The 17,923-nt window shown below is 64.7% G+C and carries 12 protein-coding genes; 8 read left to right on the top strand and 4 right to left on the bottom strand.

Translation table 11 applies throughout. From position 1 onward, the window contains the following. Window positions 1–3,484 (bottom strand): condensation domain-containing protein (locus SE92_RS17235; RefSeq protein WP_157095894.1); only part of this gene is annotated, 3,484 nt, incomplete at its 3' end. A 204-nt stretch (window positions 3,485–3,688) separates the two neighbouring features. On the opposite strand from SE92_RS17235, the gene SE92_RS17230 reads away from it, so the two are divergent. The 3 genes from SE92_RS17230 (at window position 3,689) to SE92_RS17220 (ending at window position 9,006) form a co-directional block, all read left to right on the top strand. Next, a complete protein-coding gene (locus tag SE92_RS17230; protein ID WP_063196857.1) occupies window positions 3,689–7,153 on the top strand; it encodes an AAA family ATPase in 3,465 nt (1,154 codons plus the stop codon). 1 nt (window position 7,154) lies between these two features. Further along, window positions 7,155–7,961, top strand: a complete 807-nt coding sequence (locus SE92_RS17225) for a protein-L-isoaspartate O-methyltransferase family protein (protein ID WP_063196855.1) — start codon at window positions 7,155–7,157, stop codon at window positions 7,959–7,961. Between the two features lie 94 nt (window positions 7,962–8,055). Continuing rightward, window positions 8,056–9,006 (top strand): DUF6492 family protein, encoded by a 951-nt coding sequence (locus SE92_RS17220; RefSeq protein ID WP_063196853.1) that lies wholly within the window; start codon window positions 8,056–8,058, stop codon window positions 9,004–9,006. 10 nt (window positions 9,007–9,016) lie between these two features. Here the strand turns inward: SE92_RS17220 and SE92_RS17215 are convergent, their stop codons facing one another. Beyond that, the gene (locus SE92_RS17215) at window positions 9,017–10,084 is read right to left on the bottom strand and encodes an endo-1,4-beta-xylanase (RefSeq protein ID WP_063196851.1); all 1,068 of its coding nucleotides are present in this window, start codon (window positions 10,082–10,084) and stop codon (window positions 9,017–9,019) included. A 307-nt stretch (window positions 10,085–10,391) separates the two neighbouring features. Between SE92_RS17215 and SE92_RS17210 the strand changes: the two genes are divergently transcribed. From SE92_RS17210 to SE92_RS35900, 3 genes are all read left to right on the top strand, one after another. Then, entirely contained in the window at window positions 10,392–11,828 is a 1,437-nt protein-coding gene (locus SE92_RS17210; protein ID WP_063196850.1) for a lipopolysaccharide biosynthesis protein, read from the top strand. Between the two features lie 405 nt (window positions 11,829–12,233). Next, complete coding sequence (locus SE92_RS35905; protein WP_157095523.1) at window positions 12,234–12,380, top strand: hypothetical protein; 147 nt, start codon at window positions 12,234–12,236, stop codon at window positions 12,378–12,380. A 42-nt stretch (window positions 12,381–12,422) separates the two neighbouring features. Further along, window positions 12,423–12,764, top strand: coding sequence for a hypothetical protein (locus SE92_RS35900; RefSeq protein ID WP_063921222.1), 342 nt, complete (start codon window positions 12,423–12,425; stop codon window positions 12,762–12,764). Window positions 12,765–12,848: 84 nt separating this feature from the next. Here SE92_RS35900 and SE92_RS17200 read toward each other — a convergent pair whose 3' ends face one another. Both SE92_RS17200 and SE92_RS17195 read right to left on the bottom strand, forming a co-directional pair. Further along, on the bottom strand, window positions 12,849–13,076 hold the full coding sequence (locus SE92_RS17200; RefSeq protein ID WP_063196848.1) for a hypothetical protein: 228 nt from the start codon (window positions 13,074–13,076) through the stop codon (window positions 12,849–12,851). A gap of 56 nt (window positions 13,077–13,132) precedes the next feature. Beyond that, the gene (locus tag SE92_RS17195) at window positions 13,133–13,810 is read right to left on the bottom strand and encodes a Crp/Fnr family transcriptional regulator (RefSeq protein WP_063196846.1); all 678 of its coding nucleotides are present in this window, start codon (window positions 13,808–13,810) and stop codon (window positions 13,133–13,135) included. Window positions 13,811–14,847: 1,037 nt separating this feature from the next. Here SE92_RS17195 and SE92_RS17185 point away from each other — a divergent pair. Continuing rightward, window positions 14,848–15,894: a fatty acid desaturase gene (locus tag SE92_RS17185; protein WP_063196842.1), complete on the top strand. Its 1,047-nt coding sequence runs from the start codon at window positions 14,848–14,850 to the stop codon at window positions 15,892–15,894. Window positions 15,895–16,299: 405 nt separating this feature from the next. After that, entirely contained in the window at window positions 16,300–17,856 is a 1,557-nt protein-coding gene (locus SE92_RS17180; RefSeq protein WP_063196841.1) for a L,D-transpeptidase, read from the top strand. Window positions 17,857–17,923 lie beyond the last annotated feature (67 nt).

Here is a 17,923-nt window from a genome sequence, read left to right as displayed (position 1 = left end):
TGCGGGCGCAGCTCGATCCGAGAATGGTCGTGAGCCGCGCCGGCGGCTGATCGGGATCGAGATTGAGGAAGGCCGCGCCCGCGCGCTGCACGCCGATCATCGCGGCGAGCAGGTCGGGCCCGCGATCCGCAAGCAAGGCCACGACGCTCTCAGGCCCGATGCCTTCGCGCACCAGCAAGCGCGCGATGGCCTGGCTGCGGCGGGCCAGTTCGCGATAGCTCAGCGACGCGCGCCCGTCTGTCACCGCAATCGCGTTCGGCGTCGTCCTGGCCTGGCGGTCGAAGCGTTCGCTCAAATTGCCGCTCGTGGTGAAATTGGCCGGCACGCCCCGGCCCGTCGCCAGCAATTGCCGGCGTTCGGCCTCGGTCAGCAGCGGCAGGCGGGAGATGCGCTGTTCCGGATCGGCGATGACGGCCTTCAGCAGGGACTTGAACTGGGCCGCCATGGCCTCGATCGTCGCGGCGTCGAACAGATCGGTGGCGTATTCGAAGAAGCCGGTGAAGCGGCCGTCGGCCTCGACCAGCTCGAGCGTGATGTCGAAGCGCGCGACTTTCGGATCGATCTCCAGCCGCCGCATCGACAGGCCCGGGAAGCGCGCTGCCTCGATCGAGGCGTTCTGGAGGATGAACATGATCCGGAACAGCGGATTGCCATCGCTCCGCCGCGCGATCTGCAGCGCGCGCAACACCTCCTCGATCGCAAGGTCCTGGTTGCGATAGGCATCGAGCGTGACCTGGCGGACCCGCCGCAACAGCTCGCTGAAGCCGGGGTCGCCGCCAAAATCGTTGCGCAGGATCAGCGTGTTGGCGAACAGCCCGATCAGGCGCTCGCTCTCGATCTGGTTGCGGTTGGCGATCAGCGAACCGGTCGCGACGTCCTCATGCCCGGTGTGGCGGAACAACAGGCATTGGAAGCCGGCGAGCAGCGTCATGAAAGGCGTGACGCCCTGGTTCTGGCTCAACGCGCGCAGCTCGGCCGACAGCGTCCTGGAGAATTCGAGATAGTGGCGGGCGCCGTGACCGCTCCAGATCTCGGGCCTTGGTCGATCGGTCCGCAGCGGCAGCGTGGTGACGCCGTCTAGCTGGGTTCGCCAATAGTCGAGCTGGTCCTTTGCCGCCGGCGTCTGCGCCCAGCTCTGCTGCCAGAGCGCAAAGTCGCGATATTGGAAAGCCGGCGGGGGGAGTGCCGCCACGCTCCCCCTGTGCGCGGCGGCGTAATGGGCGGCAAGCTCCTCCCAGAACAGGCGCTGCGACCAGCCGTCGGTGACGAGGTGATGAACGTTGACCACCAGCGCATGGCTCGTCTTGTCGAACGACAGTAGCGTGACCTTCAGCGGCGGCTCATGCGCGAGGTCGAAAGGGTGTTGCGCGAGCTTGAGCGCCTCGCGCCTGATCGTGGCGGCCCGCTTGTCCGCGGGACAGGGTTTGAGCTTGACCCGCTCGAGCCGCGGCGGCGATTGCAGCACGAGCTGCGCCGGCTCGCCCTGGCGCTCGACGATGACCGAGCGCAACGCCTCATGACGCGCGCAGATCGCGGCAAGACTGGCCTGAAGCGCGGCGACGTCGACCAGGCCTTTGAGCACTGCGACTTCCACCACGTTGTAATTGTAGCGCGTCGGATCGAGCCGCGAGAGCACGTACATGCGCTGCTGCTGGAACGAAAGCGGCGCCTCGGCTTCCCTTGTCTGCCGCCAGGCCGGCAGTGCCGCCTCGCGACGGTTCGCAGCGGCCTCGAGCCGGGCCGCAAGTGCGGCGACGGTGGCGCAATCGAAAATGTCCTCGAACGAGAAGTCGACGTTGAAGCGTTCGCGCAGCCGCGAGCGCATCTGCGTCACCGCGAGCGAATCCGCGCCGAGCGCGAAGACGTCCTGATCGACGCTGACCCGCGGCAGCTCCAACAGGCCGGCCCAGATCGCGGCGAGCTGGGTCTCCAGCGCGTTGCGCGGCAGCCGCGCCTCGTCGCCGCTCTCCGGCTTGGCGATCAGCTCGGCCAGCGCGTTGCGCTTGACCTTGCCGCTGCCGCCCTTCGGCAGGGCCGCCACGCTGCGGATCAGGCTCGGCACCTTGTAGGCCGCCAGCCGCTTTCGCGCGAACTGGCGCAACTGCTCCGAGGTCGCCTCGGCCTGCGACCGCAGCACCACGACGGCAGCGACGTTCTCGCCGAGCTTCTCGTGCGGGACCGCGAACACGCCGGCCTCCAGCACCGCCGGATGGCTGAGCAGGACCTCTTCCACCTCGATCGGTGAGATCTTCTGCCCGCCGCGGTTGATGACGTCCTTGATGCGCCCGACGATGAAAAGATAGCCGTCGCTGTCGAGATAGCCGAGGTCGCCGGTCCGGAACCAGCCGTCGCGGAACGCGGCCTGGGTGGCCGCCTCGTCGTTGTAATAGCCGCGGCTCATATTCGGTCCGCGCAGCATGATCTCGCCGCGCTCGCCGCTCGCAAGCGCCCGGCCCGTCTCGTCCATGATCGCGATCTCGGGACCCGCGGCGCGCCCGACCGATCCGACCTTGCGCAGATCGAACGGATTGGCCGCGATCTGCGAGGCCGCTTCGGTCATGCCGTAGGTTTCGAGCACGGGAACGCCGAATGTCGCCTCCAGCCCCTGGAGGATCGTGGGCGCGAGAGAGGCAGAGGCCGAGCGGATCACGCGCAGCGACGACGACCGGGCGCGGTCCGGGTCGGATTCCGCCGCGGTCAGCAATGCGCGATGAATGGTCGGCACGGCGGTGTACCAGGTCGGCCGCAGCTCCCGCATCCAGTCGAAGAAGGACGGTGCGTCGAAACCGTCGGTGCAGATCACGCTGGAGCCCGCGGCCAGCGCCGTCAGCAGGCCGGAGATCAAGCCATGGGCGTGAAACAGCGGCAGGACGTTGAGCAGGCGATCATGGGATGTGAGCGACAGCACGCGGCCGGCATTGGTGGCGGACAGGCACACATTGCGATGTGTCAGCGGCACCATTTTCGGCCGCGCCGCCGTGCCCGACGTCAACAGGATGAACGCATCGTCGTCGCCGCGCGAGGCGCCGCCGGTCGCCGCCGGCCCGACCGTCGCACCGACGAATTTGCAGCCGCCGAGATTGTCTTGCGGTCCCGGCACGAAATCGATCACCGCGATATCGAGCGCCTTGGCGACGTCGCGGCTCGCCGAGTTCATGTCGGCCCGGGTCACCAGCGCCGTCAGCTTCAATTCGCTGAAATAGCGTTGCAGCTCATCGGCGGTCAGGTCGGGATTGACGGGGACGCAGGCGCCGCTCGAGGCGACCGCGATCAGCGCCAACGCGCTATCGGCGCCGCGGGGCAGCGCAACTGCAATCCGGTCGGCAGGGGCTATGCCGAGCCGGCGCAGCGTGCGGACGAGATCCTGCATCACCTCGCCAAGCGCGCCGTAGTTGAGGATAGGCCGGCCGGGGGCGAGGAGGGCGGGCGCTGCGGGCGTCTTGCGGGCGTAGAAATCGAGAAGACCGCCGATACAAGCGAACATCTCCGCTTCGGCCGTCGTGCCGCTTGATTTCTCCGGGGCTGGGAGTGTGACGTCCGACAATTCCGTTCCCTTTTGATGCGATTGAGCTATTCTTCCAAGAAGTCAGGGAACGCGTCCAGTCTGAGGTGAAGTTTTGGGCCCAAAATCTGTGGTTGAGGCGCCCTGAAAGCCCTTCGACGGAATGAGGGTCGGGCAGAAATCACCATGCTGGAGAATGAGCCGGACACGGGAGCGGAAGGCGGGCTGAAGCGCTGGCTCGAAGGCATCGGCCTCGGCCATTACTCCGATCTCTTCGCACAGCACCGGCTCGATCTCGATGTCATGGGTGACCTGACCGAATCCGATCTGGTCGGGCTCGGATTGCCGCTCGGCGATCGCAAGCGGCTGCAACGGGCGATGGCGGCGCTGTTCCAGGCGGAAACGGCGCAGGCGCCCGCGACGACGGTGCGGCCGCAAACCCGCACGGAGGTCGGTGCCGAACGGCGTCAGCTCACCACCATGTTCTGCGACATGGTGGATTCCACCTCGCTCTCCGTGCAGTTCGATCCGGAAGACGTCCGGGACATGATCGCGAGCTTCCGCGAAACCTGCGTCCGCGTGGTCAAGCATTACGAAGGTTTTGCCGCTCGTTTCGTCGGCGACGGTATTCTTGTCTATTTCGGCTATCCCACTGCGCATGAGGACGATGCCGAGCGCGCGGTGCGTGCCGGGCTCGAGATCGTGCGGGTGCTGTCGAGCGCACGTGCGGTCGAGCCGCGTGGCGCGCTCAGCCACTCGCCCGCCGTCCGCATCGGGATCGCGACCGGCCTCGTCGTGGTCGGCGACCTCGTCGGGCAGGGCACCGAAGAGCGCGACTCCGCGGTCGGCGAAACCGTCAACCTCGCCGCGCGCCTGCAAGGCCTGGCGCCGTCCAACGGCGTGGTGATCTCCGCCTCGACGCAGTCCCTGCTGAAGGGGAAGTTCGAGTTCCGCAATCTCGGCGTCCATGATCTGAAGGGCATCTCCGAAAAGACACAGGCCTGGCACGTGATGCGCGCCTCGCGGGTGGAGACCCGCTTCGCCGCCGCCATGGGCACGCGGTTGACCCCACTCGTCAATCGTGAGGAGGAGATCGCGCTGCTGATGGGGCGCTGGCAGCAGGCCAAGGACGGCGACGGCCAGGTCGTCGTCAAGTTCGGCGAGCCCGGCATCGGCAAGTCGCGCATCATCCAGGAGATCTTCGATCGGATCTCGGGCGACCGCCATGGACAGGTCTCGTTCCAGTGCTCGCCCTATTACACGTCCACGGCGTTCTATCCGTTCGCCGAGCAGCTCAAATTCTCGCTCGGCCTCGACCGCGATGATCCGTCCGCACTGTCGCTGGCGGGCCTGGAGACTGCGATCGCCGCCGCTCATGGCGACATCGAGCAGGTTACGCCGCTGTTCGCCGCGCTGCTGTCGATCCCGACCGGCGACCGCTATCCGCCGCTCGAACTGTCGCCGCAGCAGCAGAAGGATGCGACCGTTGCGGCGCTGGTCAACCACTTCCTCGGCCTTGCGCGCGAGATGCCGCTCGTGATCGCGTTTGAGGATTTGCACTGGATCGACCCGACCTCGCGCGAGGTGATCGATCTACTGGTCGACCGGGTGCAGAACCGGCCGATCCTGGTCATCATCACCGCACGGTCCGAATTCCAGCCGAGCTGGAACGCGCATTCGCACATCACGACGCTGGTGTTGAACCGCCTGAGCCGGCAGTTGCGCACCATGCTGGTGGAGCGCGTTGCCGGACGCGAGCTTCCCAAGGAGGTCGTCGAGGAGATCATCGTCAAGACCGACGGCGTGCCGCTGTTCCTGGAAGAGCTGACCAAGACCGTCCTCGAATCCAACCTGTTGACCGAGCGGCATGGCCGCTACGTGCTGTCGGGCCCGTGGCGGCAGCTTGCGATCCCGGCAACCCTGTCCGACTCGCTGATGGCGCGGCTGGACCGCATGGGTCCGTTCAAGCGGATCGCCCAGATCGGCGCCACCATCGGCCGTGAGTTCTCCTATGAGACGTTGCACGCGGTCGCCAACACGCCGGCCGAGCAGATAGAGGCCGCGCTCAATCATCTGGAGCAGGCCGGGCTGATCGTGCGCCGCGGCCATCCGCCGGACGCGCTCTATTCCTTCAAGCACGTGATGATCCAGAACGCCGCGCATGCGAGCCTGTTGCACAGCGAGCGGCGCAAGCTGCATTCCCGGATCGCCCAGGTGCTCGCCGAGATGTATCCGGAGAAGACCGAGCGGGAACCGGAGCTGCTGGCCCATCACCTGACCGAATCCGGCCAGAGCGAGGGCGCCGCCGGCTTCTGGCTCAAGGCCGGCAAGCAGGCCGCAAGAAGCGGCGCCAATCTGGAGGCGATCGGTCATCTGCGCCGGGGCCTCAGCGTCGTGCAGGCCAATGCGCGCATGCAGGGCGCGGACGAGATCGAGCTCGAGCTGCGCATCGCGCTCGGCAACGCGCTGATCGCCGCCAAGGGCTATGCGGTGCAGGAGGTCGAGGAGAACTACATCCGCGCGCTGGAGCTCGGCCAGCAGCTCGACGACGACGAAAAGGCCTTTGCCGCCACCCGCGGCCTGTGGGTCTGCCATTTCATTCGCGCCGATCTCACCCGCGCGCACGATCTCAGCGTCGAGCTGTTGAAATTCGCCAAGCGCGAGCGGCTGAACGAACGGACGCAGCCGGCGCAACAGACCGGCTATCTGATCGAGGCGCACCGCTCGATCGCGATGACCATGCTCTATCGCGGGCGCTTCGCCGCCTCGCAGCATCATCTGCACCGCTGCATCAATCTCTACAGCCCCGATCTGCACTCCGATCTGATGGAGCGGCACGGCACCGATCCCGGCGTCGTCTCGCTGTCCTATCTCGGTTACCTCCTGTGGTTCCTCGGCCGGCCCGACGCGGCGCGCCAGCACAGCGAGCAGGCGATCGCGAATGCCGAGAAGATGCGCCATCCCTTCACGCTCGCCTTCGCACTGGTGTTCGGTGCCTATCTCTGCCAGCATCTGCGCGATGTCGAAGGGACGCGCGACCACGCCAACCGCGCCATGATCATCGCCACCGAGCACAATTTCCTGCATTGGAAGCAGCAGGCCGCGATCCTGCGCGGTTGGGCGCTGGCCCAGCTCGGCGAGGCGGACGAAGGTCTCAGCCAGATGCGCTTCGGCCTCGACGAATACGAGGCGATGGATTCCTGGCTCGCCGGCTGCTGGTTCCGCTGTCTGCTTGCGGAAGCCTATGCCAAGGTCGGCATGCGCGAGGCCGCCTTGCGCGCGCTCGACGGTGCGCTCGCGACCGCGAGGCGCACCGGCGATCATTCCTATCTCGCCGAGGTCTACCGCCTGCAAGGCGAGATCACGATGTCGGACGGTGATCCCGCCTCATTGCAGGAGGCTGCGGATCTGTTCGCCCTGTCGCTGGAGATCGCGCGCAAGCAGGGCGCGCTGTCCTGGGAGCTTCGCACCGCCGTCAGCCTGGCGCGGCTGTCGCTCGATGCCGGCAAGCGTGAGCACGCAGGTTTCCTTCTCACGCCCGTTGTCGCCAAGTTCAGCGAGGGTTTTTACACGCCGGACCTGAAGCAGGCGATGCAGCTCGTCAACGAGCTTGGCGCGGACGCGCCGGTCCGCGAACAGGCCACTCCGTGACATGAGCGATCTTGCCGCCGCACGCGCGCGTTACGTCGCGTCGATTGCGAGGCGCGAGGCGATTACCTCGCCACGCCTGCTCGAAGCGCTCGCCGCTGTTCCGCGCGAGGCGTTTCTGGGAAAGGGACCCTGGCGCATCAAGAGCGAGGCGGCGCGCCTCTACCGGCTGACGCCAAGTGCCGATCCCGTCCACCTCTACGACAACGTCCTGGTCGCGATCGACGCCCGCCGCAGGCTCGATACCGGACTGCCGAGCCTATGGGCGCATTTCATCGATGTGCTCGACATCAAGGAGAGGGATCGCGTGGTCCAGATCGGATGCGGGCTCGGCTATTTCTCGGCGGTGCTGTCCAGGATGGTCGGTCCCAAGGGCAGGGTGATGGCCATCGAATGTGACGAGCGTCTGGCGCGCCGCGCTGCAAGTTTCCTTCACGCCTACCCTAACGTCGAGGTAGTCCATGGCGATGGACGTGAGCAGATCCGCGAATCCGCCGATGTCATCATCATCCATGCCGGTTTCTCGCATCCGCATCCGCTCTGGCTTGAGGCGCTTCGTCCGCGCGGCCGTCTGCTGGTGCCGCTGACCCAGCGGGATCGCGAAGGCGCCGCGCTCAAGATCACGCGCAAGGGGGAGGGTAAGCGCAAGGGGTTTGAAGCGAAGGCGGTGCAGCAGATCAGGATCTATCCCGGCCAGGGGCGCGGCATGACCGCGCTCGACGACCGCGTCGCCGACTGGTGGCAGCGCGCCTCAGCACTCGCCCCGCTGCGCTTTCGCGGTATCGAGCAGGGGTTGCCGTCCGATGGCTAACGCTTCGTTTCATTTTACCTTGATTCCGTTTGTGAGTTGCAGCATCCCGCCGTGCGGCTATGAGTGCGGCCTGATGGCCATTTGAGCGCGCTCCATGCATTCCGTTGCCCTGCTGACTGCCAGCTACGCCAAGGATATCGAACGCTTTTCGCTGCTCAGCGAGAGCATCGACACCTGGCTGACGGGATACACGCGGCATTATGTTCTCGTTAACGATGAGGACGTGCCGCTGTTCGAGCGCTTCGCGTCCGACAAGCGGGTCATCGTTCCGGCCTCGCGCTACTTGCCGAAATGGCTGTTTGCGCTGCCGCCGTCGCTTCAGTTCATCAGCAAGCGGCGTGTCTGGCTGTCGCTGCTGTCTTCGCCGGTGCATGGCTGGCACATCCAGCAGATCCTGAAGATCGCCGGCGTCCTCAATGCGCCCGAGCAGCGCGTCTGCATCCTGGATTCGGACAATCTGTTCTTTCGCGAGTTCGACGTCGGCCGATATGCCGGGGCTGAGAAGACGCCGCTGTTCGTGACGCCAAAGGATATCGGCGCAGACCACCCGTTGCACGGGCTGTGGCTGCGCACGGTCGACCAGCTGCTCGGCATCAAGGACCGCTCCTTCCCTGCCGACGACTATGTCGGTAACGGGCTGGTCTGGGACAAGGGCACCGCGCGCGCGATGACCGCCGCCATCAAATCGGCAACGGGACTGAACTGGGTCCTGGCGCTGTGCCGGAAAAAGAAGTTCTCGGAATATCTGATGTACGGCCATTTCGTCGCGAACTCGCCCGCGCATCTGGCCACGCACCGGGTCACCGAAGACAGCATCGCGGTCTCGCATTGGGACGACACGCCGCTCGACCGTCCGGCGATCGAAGCGATGATGCGCGCAGCTTCCTCCGAGCAGGTCGCGCTCTGCATCCAGTCCTATTCCTCGACCTCGGTCGACGACATCCGCGACGTGTTCCGTCTCTCCTCGCGCGATCGCCGCGCGCCGAGCCTTGCACCCGACCACATGGATGATGCGGCCGAACTCGTCGTGCCGAAGGCGCGCTGATCCGGCGCCGTCAGGCGTCCTTCGTAAATTTGCTGATCACGTCCATGAACGGCTTCGGCTTGAACTCGCCGTCGAGCGGCAGCGGGCGGTTCGGCTGCTCGTCGGCGCGCGCAAAGACGCCGTTGATCCAGCTGTAGCGATCCGAAAGGCCCCAGGTCAGTATCGAGCGCACCGGTCCGCTGGTGGAGATCGCCGTGAGGAGATCATCGACGCGCTTGGCAACGATGGCATCGCGCTGCGCCGGATTGCCCGTCAGCTTCTGGTCGTCGACGTCGAGCTCGGTAACGAGCACCTCGAGCCCCCAGGAGCGCAGCTCGGTGACGAATTCGGCGAGGCCATGGGTGTCGATCTCGAGCTCGGCGTGCAGATGCGATTGCAGTCCGACGGCGTGGAGCGGGACGCCCTGGTCGAGCAGGTCCATGATCAAATTGCGATAGGCCGCGCGCTTGGCAATGAACGAGTCCTTCGCCGACTCGATGTCGTATTCGTTGATCGCGAGCTTGACGAAAGGATCGGCCGCGGCCGCCGTGCGGAACGCCAGCGGGATCCAGCTTTGCCCCAGATGCTGCGTCCAAAACGTGTCGCGGCGATCTTTCGGGCTGCGGGGATTGTCCGGGATCGGCTCGTTGACGACGTCCCACGAGGTCAGCTTGTCCTTGTAGTAGGAGACGACGGTGCCGACGTGGTCGACATAGGCGCGCTCGACGCTGCGGGTGTCCTTGAGCTGCTTGGTCCAGTCCGGAATGTCGTGATACCAGGCGAGCGCGTGGCCGCGCATCGTCAGATCGTTCTCCCGCGCAAAATCCAGGATCGCGTCGGCGCGCTCGAAATTGAACGTGTGTGCGTTCGGCCGCAGCATCGGCCATTTCAGCTCGAGCACCGGCACCACCTGCGTGCAATAGGTGCTGATGGCTTCGCCGAGCCTGGGATCGGCCTGCAGGTCCCACAGCGTGGCCGCGGCGCCGAAACCCGGGCGGCGCTGCGCAAGCTTCGACGCCGGCGCCGCGGATGCCGTTGCGCCCGCCGCGAGCGTTGCGGCGCTGCCGAGAAGGAATTCGCGTCTGTCGAGCCTGGTCACGGTCGTCCTTTTCGAACCAACGCACCATCGTACCAAGCGGCGCCTCGCGACGCCGGGGTTTTGCCGTGTTGGGTTAATCTTCGCCGTCGGCAGGCATGGTTTCACCGCGTGTTCGCGCCTCGGCGTTCGCGGAAGGGCAAATTTAACGCTAACGCCCAAAAGCGGCCGCGAAGCGCCATTCGCCGCCCGATCTGCAGACTTATGTGACACTCTTGCGCGATGCTGCGGCGCAGTTCCTTCGCCCGGCCAGGGTCCCATTGATGAACGGCCGCCACACTCGCAACACCGCTGCCGGTCCCGTGCTCGCATGCTGAACCGCCATTTCTCGATCTATCTCGTCGCCTACATCCTGCCTGCGGCGGTGGGTTTCTTCGCGGTCACGGCCTACACGCGGCTGCTGACGCCGGCGGAGTACGGCGTCTATGTGGTCGGCATCAGCCTCGCCGGCATTTTGGGCGCGATCTTCTTCGCCTGGATCAAGCTGTCGGTGTCCCGTTATCAGGCGATGTCGGCGGACGTGGATTTCCGCGGCACGGCGATGGTCGCCTTTGGGCTCACCGTCGCGGTGCTCTGCGCCACGACCCCGCTGGTCTTCGTGTTCCGCAGCGACGTCAGCGTCGAGCTGTTGCTCGCCAGCATGTTCGTCGCGATCATGGCCAATGCCGTCGATGTCGGGCAGGAGTTCGAACGCGCCAAATTGCGACCCTACCGGTTTGCCATGATCTCGATCGTGCGCAGCGTGTCGAGCGTCGGCTTCGGCCTCGTCGGCATCTGGCTCGGCTGGGGCGGATTGGGGCTGCTCGCGGCGTTCGGCCTGGGCTCGCTCACTGGAATCATTCTCAATCTCGTCGGCGATCGCACCAAGATCGCTCGCTTCGAGCGCAGCCAGTTCATGCAGCTGGCGCGCTACGGCCTGCCATTGACGCTGGCCGGTCTCTCCGTTGCGGTCTATTCGGCCTGCGACCGGCTCATCGTCGCTTATCTGCTCGGCAAGGATGCCGCCGGCATCTTCGGCGTCGCTGCTGATCTGCCGCGCCAGTTCATGGTGATGATCGCGTCGAGCGTCGCCGCGGCGACCGTGCCGCTGGTGTTCCGGTCATTGTCCGAGAATAACAAGGAGACGACGCGGGAACGGCTGACCGAGAGCTTCGAGCTCCTGCTCGTCGTCGTCACGCCGGTTGCGATCTGGCTTGCGCTGGCGGCGGACCAGGTCGCCGGCACGCTCGTCGGCGTCGACTTCCGCGCCGGCGTGTCGGCGCTGCTGCCGACGCTGGTGCTCGCCCGTTTCTTCGGCATCGCCAACCAGTTCTACGTCCAGATCAGCTTCCAGCTCGCCGAGCGACCCTTCATGCTGGCGGCGCAATCGTTCCTCACGCTGCTCGTCAGCGTGGTGCTGATGGTCGCGCTGGTCGCCGGCTATGGCATCTATGGCGCGGCGCTGGCGACGCTCGCGACCGAGGCGATCGGTTTCCTCGTCGCCGTCGTCCTGATGCGTCGCGTCCACCCGGTCCCGTTCGATCTCAACCGGCTTGCCGGGATCGCGGTGTCGGCCGCGGCGATGGCCGCCGCCATCCTCGTTGCGCGTTCGCAAGTCGGCGGCACCGGCCTTGTGGCGCTGATCGTCGTGAGCCTTGCAGGCGGTTTCGCTTACGCCGCTGCAGCGTGGCTTCTCAATGTCGCCCAGGTGCAGACGCTGTCGTTGCGCGTCTTGCGGGCCTCCAACCGGAACGCGCTGGGAGTGTAGCCAAGGTGGAGGCGGCCCGGTTCCAGGAGAGAACCTTCGCCCGAGCGAGCAATATTGACCAGAAACAGGCGGGGGCAACGGTCTATGCTGGCCTCATCACCGCCCATATCGGCAATCTATCGGTGATTGAGAGTGCTGTAACGCTCTCGCCGGATCCCCCGCGGGGCATCGCATGTATTTGCACTATTCCCAGGCATACAGTCCCTCACCTGCATCAGGCGAAGGGCCGCGTTGTCGTTGGTGCGGCGAATGCATGGGCTTGGCGAGCATTCCGGGCCTAGCAGCATTGGAGATCGGAACGTTCGCGTGCGCCGGGTGCCACCGAGGTTCCGCCGCCGCAATCGAAAGCGATCCGATGACCGCCACGGTCGTCTGGCTCGACAGTCATGACCTGCGGCCACCGACTTGAGCGAGCTGGAAGAGTTCATCCACCGCGAAAACATCAGAATCTTCAAACGGAACATCGAGCTGGAAAAAGACGCTGTCCGGCGGCGATGGCTCCTGAAGCGTCTGGCCGAGGAAGAGGCGAAAGGCCGGGTCACGAGCCAATAGGCGAGCGCCGGGGACCTTCAAAGAGGCGTCAATGGGAGATGCATGGTGAGCGGATACATATTCAATAACAGGGGCATCCGCGCCGGCGTGCTGAACGGCGCATCCATTTTCGACCTCACCGGCAAGAAAGTTTACGACCTTCGGGGCAACAATATCTACCGTCTCTCGGGCGAGTTGGTCGGCCATACGCTCGACGCGACGGGCTCTGACAAGCGCCTGGACCGCGACAGCGAAGCGTTGCTCTCCGTCAGGGAATCGCCGGAGCCTGACGAGACCGAGAACCGCCCTGCACCGCAAAGGCAGCCATCCGCAAGTTTTGCGGAAGCAATACGCCTGCGCCGAATCATCTCCGGCACCCCGTCCGATCGTCCCAAGAAAGGGTGATCGTGCAGTCCCGAGGTTGTCACGAACACACCTCGCGCAGCAGCAGGCGACGATGCCCGATGCGGAGCCCAGTCAACCAGAAACCTATTGCAGCGGCGACCGCACCCTGGTTGCGGCATCGTAGACCAGGATCTGCAGCATCGGGAACCTGTCGAGCAGCTCGGCGCCGGCTGCTCGGGCAGCCGCCTCGCTTTCGTAGCGGGTCTTGAAGTGGCCATCGACGATTAACGAGAAGCCATCGGCTGGTGCCACGTCAGCCCTTTGAATCGTTCTCGGCTCGATCTCTTCGACTTGCGCGGTCGGCTTCTTCATGGGGTACCTTCGATCGTTGCAGGAGAGGGCTTGGGGCGCGCTTGCTTCCAACCGTCTCAGTCGTCCCTCGCGATCTCAGGCTTGTCGTACAAGACCGCGTTCAGGAGGGAAGTGTGAACCTCGATCTTGCCGTTGTAGGTGATAAAGCCGAGCTTGCGGAATTTGTTCATGAAAAAGCTGACGCGGGATCGGGTTGTCCCGATCATCTCCGCAAGCGTCTCCTGACTAACCGGCGCCGAGATGGGCTGAGTGGCGCCGTCCTTGCCGAAATTGGCCAACAGCAGCAGAAGACGCGCAAGCCGCTTCTCGCTCGAATTAAACAACTGGTCGATCAGGTCTTCTTCTATGCGGCTGTTTCGGCTGAGCAGATACCCCATGAACAACTCGGAGAACTTCGGTTCGGCCTTGAGTGCGACGAGCATCGCTGGTTTCTTGATGGACGTGATCACGCTTTGCTCCATCGTCACGGTCGTCGAAATTCGCAAGGGATGGCCGTTCAGGCAGCCCTCACCGAAGAATTGTCCGGGCTCCATGATTCCGACCACCGCCTCCTTGCCTTGCTCCGAGACGACGAGAACCTTGATCCTCCCCTTTTGGATGTAAAAAACGGTATCCGCGGCGTCGCCTTGCGAGAACACCACTTGGTTCTTGTCGAACTTCAATATGGTTTTGCCCTCGCCGACCTTGGCGAGGAAGAGCTTTGGATCGAACGCGCTTTTCGGCGCTTTTGGCATGACGTCGCACAACCTGATGGAGAGAGCTTCAGTCTAGCAAGACCTGGCCGGGCACGTTAGGCAAATCTTGCTTCGCCTCCGGCAGGGCGCCCTGCCGCGCCATTTGCCGACGCGGCTCATCGCGCCGGTCGCGGGAGGGCCATTCGAGACTCTAACGGTTGGCTCTCCGGGCTGCAGAGCAGAATTGCTCAGCTTTGAAGGAATGGTTCGCAATTGATGGTGAACCCGCGCCGATCATACGACCGTCATTTGAGCAGTTTTGCACATCATTCACTCCTGCCCCAGGTCTATCCTGACCTTTGGACGGAATGCTGCATGGTTGTTCGACGAAGCAGCTGGGGCGGCGTTTGGCGCAAGCGCTGGTAGCCGCGTCGTTCAGGATATGCCTGGAACGAACGTCGCCGGGGTGACTTGGTGATGGCGACCGGATGTGATGCCCACTCATCATATCTGATGAAGGGCGGTCCTGGTTCGCAACACCCGTGCCAGGACCGCTTTCTTGCGCGCGCCCCTTCAGTTCCTATTCGGTTGGTCTCATCGATCGGCGAAAGATTTATGGACGTTCCCGCACTTGGAGCATTCGAAGATGCGCAGATCGGGGCCGTCGCGACTTGCCCCGACGTGAATCAGCATCATGCGGCTCTGGCAGGCCGTGCAGTGTGGTCGTGGTATCGGGATCAACGTCGGTTCTGGACGACCATAGACCTCGGACATATGAAGCTACTCCTCATATGGCGGGGTATGCCGGACCCGAAGCCGCCGCCGATGACAGCCGATTCGCCGGCCGCGTAACGGTGAGCATGCCGCGCCTGTCCGTCAGCCACTGTTCAATATTGCTCACATTCCGGAATCGCCGGCCGCGAACGCGTCTAATCTGGTCTTTCCGCCCTCGATCCGTTGCGGTGCGTCTGGTGTGAGCAATATTGCACAGCAGGAAATCCAGGCCCGGATCAGTATGGGCGCGTGCGGGGCACGACTTCCGGACCGCCGCCGAATGCGTCCGGGCGGTCGCAATACTTTTTTGGAGCAGGCGGGAAATGCCGCAAGGAACGCCGGAGATGCGCGCGTCCGCGCAGTTGCTCGTTCGCTATCGCGAGCCCGACAGTATACGCGGTGTTCTCGAATTGGCGATCACGGTGGTCCCGCTCTGCTTCATCTGGGCGCTGATCTGGGCCGCTCTTGACCGGGGCTATTGGTTCGCCGTGCTGTTCGAAATCCCTGCTGCGGGCTTGCTGGTCCGTCTGTTCATGATCCAGCATGATTGCGGACATGGCTCCTTCTTCCGCGGGCGGGCGGTGAACGATTGGGTCGGCCGAGCCATCGGTGTGGTGACACTGACACCATACGATTATTGGCGGCATAACCATGCCGGCCATCATGCGAATTCCGGCAATCTCGATCACCGGGGCTTGGGCGACATCGATACGTTGACCGTGCGCGAGTTTCGCGACCAGCCGCGATGGCGTCGGGTGCTATACCGTTTGTATCGGCATCCCATCGTGATGTTTGGCGTCGGCCCCGCCTATTTGTTCATCTTGAAGCATCGATTGCCGATCGGGCTGATGCGCGGCGGTTGGACGCCCTGGCTGAGTACGATGGGCACGAACGCCGCGATCGCGATTCTGGTCGCCGCGATGATTTGGCTGGTCGGCTATGGGCCATTCCTGATGGTACACGTGCCGATCGTCGTTCTGGCGGCGTCGATCGGTGTCTGGCTGTTCTACGTCCAGCACCAGTTCGAGCGCACCTATTGGTCACACGACGAGACCTGGAATTTTCACGATGCCGCACTGCACGGCAGCTCGCACTACCAATTGCCGAGTGTCTTGCGGTGGTTCACGGCAAATATCGGCGTCCACCACATCCACCATTTGTGCAGTCGAATTCCCTCCTATCGCCTGCCGGACGTGTTGCGGGACCATCCACAGCTCGCCGCCGTCGGACGGATCACACTGGTCCAGAGCTTGCGAACCGTGCGGCTGACCTTGTGGGACGAGGAGCGGCTGCAACTCGTCTCCTTTGGAGAGGCAGCCTTGACCTCAGCCGCCTCGCCGATGCCGGCACGCCTGCGACCAAGCAGCTGAAGGCGTGGATGTCCGCACCGCGGTTGCAGTCATTGCCGAGGTTCGGCCGGAAGGTGCTGGCGACCTCCTAAGACGCTGTCCGTCCAAAGGACATATGGGTTCTTGCCGGAACGCGTGATCCGGATTGTGATCGCTGGGGCTCTCCATTCCCGGTGAGGTCAAAAGCCGGCGGATCCGACCCTCCAGGCGGACGTTTCGCCGCAGCGAGAGACCTCAGCCTCGGACCAGCCTCAGGCTCGAGCCACCCTTCCGCCTGCGCAAGCCGTCGTATATGAGAGATTTGTTGCCGAAGCGGGCCGAATATCGCCACAGACGGAACGTAAGGCGGCTGCGATTTCTTAATTCAATGATCGCAATCTGATACATGATCGGCACGAGCGGGCCGGCATTTCGACCGAGGATGGCATGAAAAACCGACTGACGACGGCGCAACCCACCAAGGCGATGCGGCGTCGGGGGCCTCCCGGACTTGTGACATTGGCCGCAATGGCCCTCCTTGCGGCGGTCGCGCCCGCGAGCGCGGCCAAGCAGGCGCGCCAGCCGGCCGAGGCGGTGGCACAGCGCCAGGCCGGCGAGCCGATCATGGCGATCGTCTCGATCAAGAGCCAGCAGGTCACCTTTTACGACGCCGACGGCTGGATCCTGCGTGCGCCTGTCTCCACCGGGACGACGGGACGCGAGACGCCGGCCGGCGTCTTCGCCATCGTCGAGAAGGACAAGGACCACCGCTCCACCATGTATGACGATGCCTGGATGCCGAACATGCAGCGCATCACCTGGAACGGCATCGCACTGCATGGCGGACCGCTGCCCGGCTATGCCGCCTCGCATGGCTGCGTGCGCATGCCGTTCGGCTTCGCCGAGAACCTGTTCGACAAGACCTATATCGGGATGCGCGTGATCATCTCGCCGTTTGACTCGGTCCCGACCGAGTTCTCTCACCCCTCGCTGTTCGTGCCGAAGCCGGAGGCCATCGCCGCCGTGCCGAGCCGGGCCGGCAAGCTCTCCGCCGAAGCCGAGGAGGCGACAAGGGCCGCCGACGAGGCCAAGAAGGCTGCTTCCGCTGCCGCGAAGGAAGCTGCCTCGCTCCCCGCTGCGCTGCGCAAGCTGGAACAGCAGAAAGCCCGCGCCGATGCCGAGCTCGCTTTCGCCGACAAGATGCTCGCGAACGCCAAGACCGATCAGGCCCGTGCCAAGGCCGAGGAGTTGAAGCAGAAGGCGGCGACCAAGGCCGCCGACGCGGCAACGCAGCTCGACGCCGCCAAGGCCGCGGCGCAGCCGAAGCGCGATGCCGTGGCCGCGACGAAGGACGCCGCGAAGGCCGCTGCGGCCAGAAAGACCGAAGCCGTCAAGGCCGCAACCGACGCAAAGCTCGCGGGCGAGCCGGTCTCGGTCTATATCAGCCGCTCGACGCAGAAGCTCTATGTCCGGCGAAACACCCACAAGCCGGCGCCCGACGGCGGCGGCGAGGTGTTCGACACCAGCATCGAGGTCCCCGTCACGATCCGCAATCCCGAGCAGCCGCTCGGCACCCACATCTTCACGGCGATGGCAAAGTCCGATACGGGCCTGCGCTGGAGCGTGGTCACGATCGAAAACGGCGACGAGGCCCGCAATGCGCTGGACCGCATCACCATCCCGCAGGACGTGTGGGATCGCATCGGGCCGACCGCATTGCCGCGCTCCTCGATCATCATCTCGGACGAGCCGCTGAGCGCCGAGACCAATTACCGGACTGAGTTTGTCGCGGTGCTGAGCGATCAGCCGCAAGGCGGCTTCATCACCCGCAAGCCGACCGCGCCTGCCATGATCGCCAGCGATGACGGCTGGGACAATGGCGGCAACGGCTTCGGCTTCTTCTACCAGCGTGATCCCTACGTCCAGCCGGCCAATCCGCGCCGGCAGCGTGGCCAGTATCAGTATTATCAATCGACGCAGCCGATGCAGCGAAGCTGGTGGTAGCGCGCAGGGCCGCGCGTCGCGGCGCGGCCTGGAGCATGACGTGAAGCCCGATCGTTGCGGTGACGGA

Source organism: Bradyrhizobium sp. AT1 (assembly GCF_001590795.1).
GTDB lineage: Bacteria > Pseudomonadota > Alphaproteobacteria > Rhizobiales > Xanthobacteraceae > Bradyrhizobium.
This window is presented reverse-complemented; position numbering and strand designations above follow the sequence as displayed.